Source organism: Pseudomonas sp. S11P7, from assembly GCF_023195435.1.
Taxonomy (GTDB): Bacteria; Pseudomonadota; Gammaproteobacteria; order Pseudomonadales; family Pseudomonadaceae; genus Aquipseudomonas; species Aquipseudomonas fluorescens_G.
On record NZ_JALPKS020000002.1, the window covers coordinates 4,546,372 to 4,559,936 of the forward strand.

Here is a 13,565-nt window from a genome sequence, read left to right on the forward strand (position 1 = left end):
GGGTTATCTCCGGGTCGGGTCGAACGTGGCGGGCAGCGTGGCCCAGCAGGCGTCGTAAGAAGATTGCAATTGCGGGCAGTCGAGGGCGAAGCGGCTTGGGCGCAGCACTTGGCTGGTCTCGAACATGAAGGCCATGGTGTTGTCGATTTTCGCCGGTTTGAGTTCAGCGTTGATCGCCTTGGTGCAGGTTTCGCCATCCGGACCGTGAGCGCTCATGCAACTGTGCAGTGATGCGCCACCCGGCACGAAGCCTTCGGCCTTGGCGTCGTATTCACCCTGGATCAGGCCCATGAATTCGTTCATCAGATTGCGGTGGAACCACGGCGGACGGAAGGTGTTTTCAGCGACCATCCAGCGCGGCGGGAAAATCACGAAGTCGAGATTGGCCAAGCCGTGCACGCTCGTTGGCGAGGTCAGCACGGTGAAGATCGACGGATCCGGGTGATCGAAGCTGACCGTGCCGATCGTGTTGAAGCGGCGCAGATCGTATTTGTACGGCACGTTGTTGCCGTGCCAGGCGACCACATTGAGCGGCGAATGATTGAGTTCAGTGGCCCACAACTGGCCAAGGAATTTCTGCACCAGCGTGGTCGGTTGCTGGAGGTTCTCGTAAGCGGCGACCGGGCTGAGAAAATCCCGCGGATTGGCCAGGCCATTGCTGCCGATCGGCCCCAGGTCCGGCAGGCGCAGCGGCGCACCGTGGTTTTCAGCGATATAGCCACGTGCGTGCGCGTCGAGCAGTTCGACGCGAAATTTCAGACCGCGCGGCAGCACGGCGATCTCTAACGGCGCGACTTCCAGCACGCCCAGTTCGGTGGCGATGCGCAGACGGCCAAGCTGTGGCACCAGCAACCATTCACCGTCAGCATTGAAGAACACGCGCTCCATCGAACGGTTGGCGAGGTAATTGTAAATGCTGATCCCGGCCGGTTTTTCCGCGCTGGCATTGGCGGCCATGCTCACCAGTCCGTCGATGAAATCGGTCGGTTCGGCGGGGATATCCAGCGGGTTCCAGCGCAGGCGATTAGGTGTCACTTCGCCCAACGGACCGCCAGCGATCTGCCGCTCAAGTTTGACGAAGGCCGGGTGATTGGCTGACGGCTGGATCCGGTACATCCAGGTCCGCCGCGCTTCGCTGCGGGCCATGGTGAAAGCGGTGCCGGAAAACAATTCGGTGTAGAGGCCGTACGGGGCTTTTTGCGGGGAGTTCTGGCCAACGGGCAGCGCGCCGGGCAACGCTTCAGAGCTGAATTCGTTGCCGAACCCGGTCTGATACGCCAAGGCCTGAGCGGTTGAATCGGAGTTCATGGAGCCTCCTGAACAGGGAGTCGGCAGTGGCCCATCGCTCTGGCTCAGAGGTCTCGGCAAGCCGGGGTTGTTATTATCGTAATCTGATTACGCATAACGTAATTTGCTCGCTATCCAGCGTCAAGCTATAAAGACGCCCATTCGAACCGGAACCGCCAGCCCCATGGAAAAAACCAGCGACAGCAACGGCAAACAGAAAGTCCGCTCCGCCGAGGTCGGCACCGACATCCTCAAGGCGCTGGCCGAGTTGTCGCCATCGACTTCGTTGTCGCGCCTGGCCGAGCACGTGCAGATGCCGGCGAGCAAGGTGCATCGCTATCTGCAAGCGTTGATCGCCTCGGGTTTTGCCGAGCAGAACGCTGCGACCAACCATTACGGTCTGGGCCGGGAAGCGCTGCGCGTCGGCCTCGCCGCCCTCAACAGCATGGACGTGCTGAAAGTCGCCGCCCTGCCGCTCGCCGAACTACGCGACGAACTCAACGAAACCTGTTTTCTGGCGGTATGGGGCAACCAAGGCGCAACCGTGGTGCACATCGAACCGGCGGTGCGCGCGGTAACGGTGGTCACGCAACTGGGCTCGGTGCTGCCACTGCTGAGTTCCTCGACCGGACTGGTGTTCAGCGCCTACCTGCCGCACCGGGAAACCGATGACTTGCGTGAAATGGAAGTCGCCGCGGCTGAGCATCCGCTCAAGGACGAAAAGGTGTATACGAGGCTGTGCGAACAAATCCGCGAACGCGGCCTGCATCATGTGCACGGTTTGCTGATGCCAGGGGTGGATGCGCTTTCGGCACCGGTGTTCAACGCCGTCGGACAGATCGCCGCGGTGCTGACCATCGTCGGCCCGACTTCGCTGTTCCACGCCGACGAAAACGGCCCGGCGGCGCAGCGGTTGCTGGCGGCGACGCGGGCCGTGAGTTGGCGGATGGGGTATGAAAAGCACGCTTGATCTGCGTGTGGACTACTTTCGGTAAACGTTCGGCACGTTCAGTCGCATCAATTGATCAGTCGAGTCGTGCTTTCGATCTCGTGAGGCGCAACGGCGACGGCGGTCAGATAGCTCTCGGTCACCGGCACACCGGTAACTGTCGACAGCAGGTCGGCGAAATCCCGGATCTGCGACAGTAAGCCGATTGGATTGACCGGTGCGCCTATCGCCGAAACCTTGCCGATGTACAGCATGATCGCGCCTCGCCAGGCCGCAGCGAAATGCGCGTTGGCCTCACTTTCGCTTCCATGACTGGAAGCCACGATGCCTTTCACGACGGATTGGGTAATGCGCAGTACGCTCAACCCCAGCCCCAGAGGCGGTACGAAAAGCGAGGCCACATCCAAGGCAAACTCGATCAGAATCCTGGCATCTTTCCAGAACGCCTCGGCCGAACTGGTTGTTTGAAAGTCCACGTCGGCGATGAATTTTCCGATCAGTGCGGAGTACTCGCCCTTCTTGAAGCTTTTTATCTGATAACTGTTCACCAGTTCCGGAGTCGCCGTAGCCTGAATTGGCCAGCTCCAATACTTACGCATCAGGTTTTCGATGACAGCCTTGTCCTCAAGCCGCGCCAGATTCAATACATCAGCGGTAAACGCTCTGAGTTTCAGGCGATCAGCCAGTGTTTCCAGAGCGAAAAAATCTCTGCCGTCATGGCTCCCGGGCACATAGACAATTTGCTCCAGTCGGCCGCTGAAGATACGTCCGAAAACATACGCCCCGGTTATCGTTTTCCCTTCGAGGGTAAATCCATACACGCCGGCGCCTGGTCTCACACCGACCTCGATAATGTTTCCCCGTGGCAAATCATGGTCAAACCCGTTGATCAGCGTCTGCAACCAATTGAACTGATCTTGCGACAGCGTACCGTTGATCTTTTGCAGCAAGGCGGTACGCAGCATTTCGTTCTGTTTGATCTTGCGAAACAGGTCCTCTTTCAACGGTCTGTCTGTTGCCAGAAGAAATTTGTCTCGTAGGTACTGGTCGTAAACCTCGCCAGGCTTCAGATCGATCAGGTCATTGATTACTTTCGCATTCAGCACAGTGACTGTGTAGCCTTCAAGCGTCTTGAAGGTTGCTGTGCGTAGTTTCTCTTTAAGCTCAACCAGTAACGAACCAAGCGGTGTGAATTGAAAGACCTTCTCGAACACCGAAACGTCACTGCCCCAGAGTTGCCATTGCACAAACAAATTGGTCAGTGTCATTTCCGGTCCTGCGTGAAACTTCACTCGAACCTTATCGGGATCAATAACCGGAGCGGAGCCTCCATCGCGACTCAAATATTGCTGCAGCGATTTCATGATCAATTCACGAGCAAACTCATGAAACGGGGTAACTGCCAAAGCCTCTTTCGAAGCTTGCGTCAACAACTTCAAATCGGTATTCAACCGAGTGAACAGCTGCTGATCCTCGACTCGGGCGTTTCTATACCAGACGGGAGTTACGGCTTCGATTTGTTTGATTTCCCAATCGAGCGTGCTTTTGATTGCATACTCCTGGGGAAGTCATCGACACGATATTGCAGAACGAAATCCCATGGCGTAATCCTGCGAGGTCCCCTTGCGTCGCCTGTCACATGGGCGGTCATTCGCGAAATATCGGACACAATGGCTTGTGACTGCAAATATTCCCAAGCCTGATCATCTGTCACCCACGCGGCGATGTGCTTGCGCAGCAAAGACGCATCACTGAACTCATACCACTCCTGCCCCGTCGGAAACCCGGGCGCGTACAAATACACCGTGTTACCTGGATTATGGATATCGACCGGCGAATAGACCATCAAGTCCTTGAACAATTCGAAGCCTTTGGCTAACGCAACTCTTGCGCTAATAAGACTTGCGCTGTCCCCAGTGTGATAGCGAGTGAGCGCATTATAACCTTCCATGCTGAACTGCTTACGCAACTGAGCACGGAACAAAGATAAAGCTGCCTTTCGTCCAAGCAGCTCTCGCAGAGATTCAATCACATGATTTTGGGAAAAAAACGCTTGCCGAACCGGGTTATAGGCCGCCCGTAAATTCATGCTGCGAATGGCATATATCAGATTGGCGTGGGTAAACTTTGAATTGTAGTATTGTCCTTCAACCGAAACCTGAATCTGACGACTGTCTTCATGAACGCCATACATGAACAGTTGAGTCAAAGTCTTGCGCTCGCGATGTTCGATCTTTTTACCATCGTCCAGCGGCAAGACATAAGTCACGTTCACCAAGACCGTGTCAGGGTCTATGCGCTCGTCAGTGCCCGGCGAGATGAAGTCCTCGACCTTGTCTTTGACATAATCCTTGAACGATGCGAATCCTTTGGTCGCTTCATGATATTGCACTTGACTTTCAAGCAGGCGTTGCTCCAGCGCATCGTAAATATCTTGAGTTGCCTGATCGGCTTCCTTCAACCAAAGCGGCCGTGCGTTGCTTTGCACGCGTCGTAATAAGCCGGCTTGGCGCAGTTTCGCCTGCCCAGGAATATGACCCAAGGACTGAGCGAACTCCACAAGCGCGACGATCTCCTCGAAATCAGCATCAAACTTGTTCAACAGCGCGAGATGCTGGCCGACGGTGTCATATAGATTGCGTAGCAGTGCGTCCGTGTACCGCTCAAACAGGTTCGCACGGATTTTCGTGAAGCGGATCCCGGCTCCATCGGTCAATACCTTTCGCTCGTCGCCAGGCAATGCCTGCAGAAACGCTACCTGACTGGCTGCCGAACTCAGCCTGCTTGAAATTACCTGTCGCAGTTCGGCCGCTGAAGCGAATCTTTCAATACCACGATCCGAAGAATAGAAAACCAACGCGCCTTCACTTTCTGCGACAAGTTGTTCGTGTACCACACCATCGGCTGGCAAGACAAACATCGAAGATTGATTAACATACTCGCCCTCATTGGTTTCAATACTTACTCCATAGCAAGTACTGGTCAGGCCTGGCTGGATCAACCGGCTAATGGCCGTGCCCTCTTTCAGCGACAGACCTTGCTGATCCACCAGCACCACCAGTTCGCGCATGAACACTATATTTTGAAGCAGGGCCAATGCCGCTTTACGCGAAAGATGCGGATAGGTCGCCGTATTATCCAGTGCGTCTGCATTTTCCCAATAGCGCTGCAAAGCGGCAACGTATCGCGCAGGGAAACTGCCTTGTACACGACGCAACACCATTTCAATATCGGCGACCGATATTTGCGTTATCGCGTCCTCACGGGAAGTAAGGTTAGGATGCTCGAAAACCCCATACACTTCAGGATCATACTGAGGCGCCCGACCCTGTCGCAAACATTCGATCAGAACATCCAGCAATCGCCCAACCGGCTCCTTCGAAATTGGCTTGCGACCCGCCAGCACGTTAATGGAGACTCTGCTTACCAGATGACCAGAGGATATTTTAGAGAGTTCCTCAGCCAGTGCATTCTGTGTCAACACTCGAAACACCGGAATATTTTTTAACTCTTTATTAACATCCAGCAGTGCAACACCCAGCTCTTTCAAGCTTGAATTATCCATTTCATCATCTTGCATATCGCTTTCCTTGTTAGCTAAAGACTGGCAAGTAACCTGACTTCACTTGCCTCGCCAATCAAAACTAATTCAGAACTGCGCAGAAGATATATGAAAAATACTTTTCCAAGCATGTAGGCTTGCTTACAGATAGTCTTTTATTGCCGCACCACTCTCAAAAAAAACATGGAATCAGAATAGAAAACCCAGCATTCGCGCTTTCGCGACAGCGTGAGTTCTGCGCACCACCGCCAACTTTGTATAAATTCTTCGCACATGAGTTTTTACAGTATGCAGGGAAAGAAATAACTTTTCGGCAATCTGTTGATTCGAATCTCCCATGGCAATGAGTTTCAACACCTGCAGTTCACGCTGACTTAGCTCACCTTCAACCGCAACTTTTTTAACGGATCGCAAATCCGGACAGGCGCCTGACTCATCGTCCAGCAAATGCGGTGCACGTAATGAAACCTGACGTTTCAAATAATGCAGATCACACTGCCGGACCATCTTCAGCCCTTGTTCCCTATGCTGAGTGACGAGCACAGTCTGATTCAGCAGCGATGCGGTTTCTGCAATTGCAAAATGCAGTTCAGCCTGCAATGCCAGAGCCCCAGTCTTTTTGCCCGACCTAACTGCATTCGAAGATGAACCAACAGATCGTTATCTGGCTGAAGGCAAACTTTTGCCAGGATGAGTAAATATTCAATACGCGCAATCAGTTCAACGGTCGCCGGCGGGGCCTGCAACGCCTCGGGTGGTTGGTAATGCCGCAGCAGCCGGCTCAAGGCTTCGTGTGCCAGGTGTGCCTGGCCCTGCTGTATCCAGAACTGACTACTGACTTGCAACAACACGCCACGATAAACCGTGTCGGGAATCAGACGCTGTTGCATCAACCGCTCGGCCTCACGCAACCGTACAAAAGCCTGGGCGTAATCGCACCGGTTGGCGGCCAATTGGGCCAGCCCCAAGTAGCCATAAAGCACGCGCTTATCGTGATTGCGCGAACAATCTTCAAGCCCTTGTTGAAACAACGCAGCGGCTTCGTCTTCCAATCCGAGACTCATCGCCAGGCGGCCGCGACACAACCCGATGCGCCCGAGCAACGGAGCGGGGCGTTCCCTGCGCTGAGCCAGCAACTGCTCAATCCCGATGAGTAATGCGCGCGCCCTTGCCGCCGCACCACGTTGCTCAAGCAACTGTGCGTGATCGAGTTCCAGCAAGCTTTCGAACAGCAAGGATCCTTGTGATCTGGCAAGTCGCAGCGCCTCACGATTAATGGCATGGGCCTGTTCCAGCTCTCCTTTGAGCAGGGCTTGTTGGGTCAGTCCTGACAGGCACAACAGACGAGCAGGCCACGCTTGCACGCAAAGCTCAGTCAGCGCTTGCCGAAAGTGTTCCTCGGCTGGCTCCATCCGCCCCTGCAGATGCAACAGCCAGCCTTGCTGCGCCTGCCATCGCGCAATCAATTGCCGCTGGAGAGCCGCCGAAGGTTGCGGCAGGAATCGCGAAAGATGCGCAATGCACTCTTCAGCCTGTTCGAACCGGCCAGCGAACAACAACGCTGCCGTGACCAGACCGACCAGGTGCGGCGTTGCCAGCGTCAGTTGTTCGTCCTGCCGTTCATGCAGGCGCAACAGCAGTACGACGGTCTGTTCCTCGAACAAATGTTCAAACGTGAAGTGCTGCAGCAGGCTGACCGCCGTTTCATGTTCCTCGGCAAGGAGCGCCTGTTCAAACGCCGAGTGCCAGTCTTCACTCGCCGCAAACCACTGACAGGCGCGGCGATGCCATGAGCGGACGGCTGGCCAGGGTTCGTCCTGCATGACCCGCGCCAACGGAGGAAAAACCTGCAGCCAGTCGGCCGAGTCCTGCCAGGGCTCGATAAAGCAGCCGAGCGTCTGCAGCAGACGCAAACTCTGCGCGCCCTCTCCCGCACCAAACAAATGCTCACATAGCTGCGCATTGAAACGCGGCATGTTCGCCAGCACGCGCCAGACTTCCGCCAACTCCGGGGTCAGATGATTGAACAACTCGTGCTGCAGATAATCGAGCAACGTTTCCAGCCGTTGCTGCGGTTGATTGCTGTTGGCCCAGTCGCATTTTTGCAGCAGCGCCATACGCACACCCGCGCACCAGCCACCCGATCGCTGGACCATGCGTCGCGCCACACTGGCCGCTTGTTCCGCTGGCAAATGCGCCAACGCCTGGACGATTTCCGCTTCGGTCAGCGCCAGCGTCGCGCTCTCGCATTCATACAGTTCGTCCTCGAGCAGCAATCGGGGCCAGTTGCATTGCGGGCGACGACGCGTGCCGATCCACCAGGTCAGAGCCGGGCTGCTCAATGCCAGCAAACGATCCAGCAACGCATCGAGTGCCGGGTCAGGCCAGCGGCAATAATCGTCGATGAACAGCCAGGTTGCGGTAGACCAGCGCGACAACGCAGCGATCAATTGCTCTTCGTCCGCTTCCGGCAGTCCCAGCGCCTGGCTCAGGCGCTGGCAAAATTGCCCGGTGCTCATTGACGCCCCCATCAACGGCAACCAGTGCACGCTGCAGCTCGCAGGTGCGTGTAACAGGCACTCGGTCAACAGCGCGGTTTTGCCACTGCCCGGCGCAGCGCAAAGCAGCCGCACCCGCGCCGTCGACTCGCGGCAGCGGCGCACTCAGGCGCGCACGCGGCACGTGATGTGAGGAGAGTCTGGGCAAAAATCCGGGTCGATCCAGGCAGGGCGTCATGGCGGTCATCGGCTGAGCCTTTTTATCGTTGTGCGCTCACCCTAGCCCTCTCCCCGAACTTGTTGATAAATATTCAGCGCGCTGATTGACGACCATAAAAAGGCGACCGTGCGGTCGCCTTTCGTACTGCCCAGGTATCGAAACCGTTAGCGCACGCCCTCGGCGCGCAAGGCCGATGGCGTGTAATCGGCCGCCTTGGCTTCGAAGCCGAATTCGAAACTGTGCTTCTCTTCGTTTTTCATCCCCAGGGCGATGTAGCGGCCGGCAATGATGTCGTAGAGCGCCTCGAGGGTGTACGCCTGGGTCTGGTGATCGTAGTAATACTGCGAGTGACCTTCGGCGACACGCCACAATTGCCCGCGCCCGTCGTAGTGATCGACCAGCGCCACTTGCCAGCTGTCTTCGTCGATGTACATGTGGCGTTTGGCATAGATGTGACGTTCATTTGGCTTGACCGTGCCGATCACTTCCCAGACCCGGTGCAGCTCATAACGGGTGAGGTCCTGATTGATGTGGCCCGCCTTGACGATGTCGTCGTATTTGAGTTTTGGCGAATCGAGTTTGTAGCTGTTGTACGGAATGTACATTTCCTTCTTGCCAACCAGTTTCCAGTCGTAGCGATCCGGCGCGCCGGAGAACATGTCGAAGTTGTCCGAAGTGCGCAGACCGTCGGCGGCGGTGCCCGGGCCGTCGTAGGCGACTTGCGGGGCGCGCCTTACGCGGCGTTGTCCGGCGTTGTAGATCCAGGCCAGACGCGGCTCCTTCACCTGATCGAGGGTTTCGTGCACCAGCAGCACGTTACCGGCCAGACGGGCCGGCGCGGTGACAGACTGCTTGAAGAAGGTCAGTACGTTGGCGGCTTTTTCCGGATCGAGCTCCTTCATCAGCTGCGGCACCGCCACCTCTTCCTCAAAGCGGATCGGCGTGTAGCTGCCGTTGGTTTGCGGCGTGACTTGAGTGATGATCCGCCGCAGGTTGCCGCCGTGATAACGGGTGATGTGGTTCCACAGCACCTCGACGCCGTTTTTCGGAATCGGGAAGGCGTAATAGCGATTACCGGTGAAATTTGCCAGGCCATTGCCGTCGTTGATCGAGGTCACGTTCAACGCGCTGCGTTTGGCCGATTCGTAGATTTCCGCAGGCGCGCCGACCGTGCGATGCGTCGGGTAGACCGGGATTTTGTAGGTTTGCGGGTAACGCTTGAACATCGCTACCTGACCGTCGGAAAGCTTGCTCTTGTACTGATCGACGTTGGCTGCGGTGATGGTGAACAGCGGCTTTTCATTGGCGAACGGGTCAGCCAGGAAACCCTTGCTGTCCACCGCACCGGCATTCTTTGGAATACCGCCGGTCCAGGCCGGGATCGAACCATCGGCATTACCCGCCTTCTCCGCTCCCAGCGGGGTGAGGCTGGTGCCGAGCTTGTTGGCTTCGTCCGGCGACACCGCCGCCATGACATTGGCCGCCAGCAGACTCAGGGCCAGTACGCCGCACTGCAGAATCATTTTGCGCATTGCATTTATCCTTCTCGGGCAGATCAGAAGTTCACACCGAAGCTCAAGGCGACGAAGTCACGGTCTTCCAGCACGTTGTAGTCACCACCGAAGAAGTCGGTGTAACTGAGGCTCGCGGTGTAGGTGTTGCGGTAGTCGGCATCGACGCCGAAGCTGATCGCTTTCGCGCCTTCGTTGAACAGGCCGTTGGGGCCGTAACCGGCAACGTCATGGGACCATGACAGGTTGGGTTTGAAGTTGACCCCGCCGATCACGTTGGCGTAATCGAGAATGGCCCGGGCGCGATAGCCCCAAGAGGTCGAGGTGACGAAACCGTCGGTGTCACCCCCAAAGCCGTATTGCCCGTACACCGAATCGCGGCCGTAACGCAGCTCGTTGCGCGATTCCAGACCACCGACATGGACCACCGCGGCTTCGCCGACCACGGTCAGGCGTTCGGCGCCCAGCACTTGATCGAAGAAATGCGTCAGCGTGCTCTGGACCTGCGTGACCTCCTTGCGGCGATAGCCCTTGTTGTCGGCGCCCGGCGAAGTGGCCAGTGGTGAAGCGGTGCCGCCGGCAATCGGATTGACCAGCGCCAGGGTCAGGTCGTTGGTGTTGACCTGCACCGGGGCGTTGGGCCGGTAGCTGATCTCGCCAGTCCATGCGGTACCGGTAGGCAGCGTGGTGGAAAAACTTGCCCCGTAGAGACGGATGTCTTCTGGATATTCGAGGTAATACTGGCCGCGCCCGAGCATCACGCTTTGCGCCAGCCCCGCACCGCTGCCAGGCGCGAGGCCGTTGGCAATGCCAACCATGCCGGGCAACGCCGCCAGCGTCGACAAACCCGCGGTGGTGGTGCCGACCGTTGGCGTGCGGCTGTGGTAGTTCATGAAGTACAGGCCATATTCGGTGTCTTCGCCGAGCCAGCGCAACGCCGTGCCCCACTGCCCCGAATCGCGCGCATCACGATCGCCGCCACGGGGAATCACCACGCCCTCACGGGTGACCTGAATGCCTTGACCGAACGCGGTAGTCAACGGCACCAGTGGCGCCACCGCCGGGCTGCCAACGGTGTAGCCGTTATTGCAGCCGTCTGCCGCGACATCGACACCGAAAAAGGTGCCGCAGTTGTCGAGCACGGTCTGGTCCCACTCCAGTTGATAAAAACCTTCAACCGAGAGTTTGTCGGTCAGGCTCTGCGAACCGAATAGCATGTTCACCGGGATCAAGCCTTCCTTGATCTCTGCACCGGGACGGCGAAACGCCGAAACGTCGATCGGGTTGATGCTGTTGATCGAGTTGCCGATGAAGGTACTTTCGCCCCAGCTCACCACTTGCTTGCCCGCTCGCACGGTGCCCGGCAAATCAGCAATGGCGTAGTTGTGATAAACGAAAGCATCGAGAATCTGCGCGCCGGAGGATTTGGCGCCTTCCTTGCGGCCGCTGTCACTGATCTGCTTGAACTCGCGGTCTTCATCCTTGAGTTCGAAGTCGTACCAGTACTTGCCGCGCACGAACACGCCGGTATCGCCGTACTTGAGTTCGAGGTCGTGAATGCCTTTGAAGATCTTCGAGAAGGTCTCGCCCTTTTGAAGTTCAAGCGCCCGTCATCACCGGTCGAGGATTGCCCGCTCCCGCCATTGACCGTGCCCACCAGCGAGTTGTCGGCATCGCGCAGACCCCAGCTCGCGCCGATCGACAGGGACGAGTCGAAGGTGCCTTCGATTTCGCCGATGTTGAATGCAACCGCTTGCGCCTGGGTGCAGCAACCCAAAGCCACCGCAGCAGCCAGCGCCTGCGGTGTGAAGATGGCGCGCATTGTTGTTTTTGTCATGCGTCTTCCCCGGTGAGTGACAGAAGACCTCACCCTACTGCCGCGCCATCGCATCGATAAGCGCACCAAGGAGGTATTTGCGTTGTCGCTCGAAAGGATGAATGCCCGCGCACTGCGGGGCGTTGCGCCATTCATGGACCGGCTGGATAAGCGATCATCAGCGCCGCGCATGGCGCCTTTCAGGGCACGGCACTGTTGCATGCTCCGCAACAGTGCATGTCCGGATTCGGTATTTTTCCTACAGACGCAACGCCGTATTCTGACCGCGCTTTCACGGGATCGCCGTAAAGCACCAAGCACTGCCTTTGAGCAAAACAGGCATTGCTTTCAGATTTCAGATGAACCGAAGGTTTCGGTTGATCGCCCCGCTGTTCACTGACGTTGATTTGTAGCTCCTTGATCCAACGTCTTACCTTGGCCGCTGCGTTTGCAGCGGCCTTTTTATGGCTGTGAGTTTTCCGGGTGCTTTTTGGGAGGATGACTTTGCGGGGCTGAAGCTTTGGCGCAACTCGCGCTAATTCGGCGGGAATTACAGTTGGGGATCTGCGGCTGTGATCGGTGGATTCGTAGTGCGAGCGGGAAAAATTACATCAGGATATTCAGCCGGGCGGGCACATGGAGACTGCCCGCCCTTCTTCGTTATAGCGAATACTTCTGCAAATTCGCCATCATCTCTTTCAACGCCTCGATATTGTCCTGTGGATGCGCCGCCCCTTCGAAATCGCAAATCTGCTGCCAGTGCGCGGCCACATCTTCCGGCGAAAAGCCCACCCGTGGATCGAACCCGGCGCCGAGGCTGCGCTCCCAGCGCACTTTACCCATCCAGCCGCCACCGACTTCGAACAATCCGGAAGTTTCCTGGCATTGCTCACTGGCCAGGTACACCACCAACGGGCTGACCAGTTCCGGTTTGAGTTGCTCGAAGACTTGCGGCGGGATCAGGCCTTCGGTCATGCGCGTGCCGCCGGTCGGGGCGATCGCGTTGACGAGGATGTTGTTCTTGCGCCCTTCAATGGCCAGCGTGCGGGTCAAACCGTAGAGACCCAGTTTGGCCATGCCGTAGTTGGACTGGCCGAAGTTGCCGTAGATGCCGGACGTCGAGGCAGTGAAGATCACACGACCGTAGTTTTGCTCGCGCAGGTGTGGCCAGGCGGCGCGGGTGACTTTGTAGGCGCCTTCGACGTGGACGCGGTAAACCAGATCCCAGTCGGCGTCGTCCATTTTGTGGAAGGTCTTGTCGCGCAGGATGCCGGCGTTGTTGACCACCACGTCGACGCGACCGAAGGCATCGAGGGCGTTCTGCACCAGCTTGTCGCCGTCGGTGACCGAGTCGTGGTTGGCTTCGGCGATGCCACCGACCGCGCGGATCTCCGCAACGACACGATCGGCGGCTGAGGCGTTGGCGCCTTCGCCCTGGGTCGAGCCGCCCAGATCATTGACCAGCACTTTCGCGCCCTGCCTGGCGAACAGCAACGCGTGGGCGCGGCCGAGGCCACCACCGGCTCCGGTGACGATCACGACTTTATCTTCGAAACGCACAGACTCATTCATCGCGGCAACTCCAACAGGCCAATGGAACATTGACCGGGAGTGTCAGGCACAGCGCTGTGGGTCACAACGAACACGACTGCGGCTGAATGGTGCGCAATAAGGCTGGGGGATGATGAAAAGCCTTGGGCCAGCGAGAGGCGGCATGCCTCC

6 protein-coding genes and 2 pseudogenes are annotated in these 13,565 nt (G+C 57.4%); 1 reads left to right on the plus strand and 7 read right to left on the minus strand.

Annotated elements, in window-relative coordinates; translation table 11 throughout:
- Positions 1-3 precede the first annotated feature (3 nt).
- Complete coding sequence (hmgA, locus tag M0746_RS21025) at positions 4-1,308, minus strand: homogentisate 1,2-dioxygenase (protein WP_258450475.1); 1,305 nt, start codon at positions 1,306-1,308, stop codon at positions 4-6.
- Positions 1,309-1,471: 163 nt separating this feature from the next.
- On the opposite strand from hmgA, the gene M0746_RS21030 reads away from it, so the two are divergent.
- Complete coding sequence (locus M0746_RS21030; RefSeq protein WP_208938693.1) at positions 1,472-2,257, plus strand: IclR family transcriptional regulator; 786 nt, start codon at positions 1,472-1,474, stop codon at positions 2,255-2,257.
- Between the two features lie 47 nt (positions 2,258-2,304).
- Here M0746_RS21030 and M0746_RS21035 read toward each other — a convergent pair whose 3' ends face one another.
- The 6 genes and pseudogenes from M0746_RS21035 to M0746_RS21060 form a co-directional block, all read right to left on the minus strand.
- Positions 2,305-3,675 (minus strand): dermonecrotic toxin domain-containing protein, encoded by a 1,371-nt coding sequence (locus M0746_RS21035; protein WP_258450476.1) that lies wholly within the window; start codon positions 3,673-3,675, stop codon positions 2,305-2,307.
- A 65-nt stretch (positions 3,676-3,740) separates the two neighbouring features.
- Positions 3,741-5,816, minus strand: coding sequence for a dermonecrotic toxin domain-containing protein (locus M0746_RS21040; protein ID WP_258450477.1), 2,076 nt, complete (start codon positions 5,814-5,816; stop codon positions 3,741-3,743).
- Positions 5,817-5,987: 171 nt separating this feature from the next.
- Positions 5,988-8,543, minus strand: a pseudogene (locus tag M0746_RS21045) (LuxR C-terminal-related transcriptional regulator).
- Between the two features lie 137 nt (positions 8,544-8,680).
- Positions 8,681-10,048, minus strand: coding sequence for a DUF1329 domain-containing protein (locus M0746_RS21050; RefSeq protein ID WP_208938696.1), 1,368 nt, complete (start codon positions 10,046-10,048; stop codon positions 8,681-8,683).
- A gap of 23 nt (positions 10,049-10,071) precedes the next feature.
- A pseudogene (locus M0746_RS21055) lies at positions 10,072-11,864 on the minus strand (DUF1302 domain-containing protein).
- Positions 11,865-12,503: 639 nt separating this feature from the next.
- Positions 12,504-13,415 carry an SDR family oxidoreductase gene (locus M0746_RS21060; RefSeq protein WP_258450478.1) on the minus strand — a complete coding sequence of 304 codons (912 nt, stop codon included), beginning with the start codon at positions 13,413-13,415 and terminating at the stop codon, positions 12,504-12,506.
- Positions 13,416-13,565 lie beyond the last annotated feature (150 nt).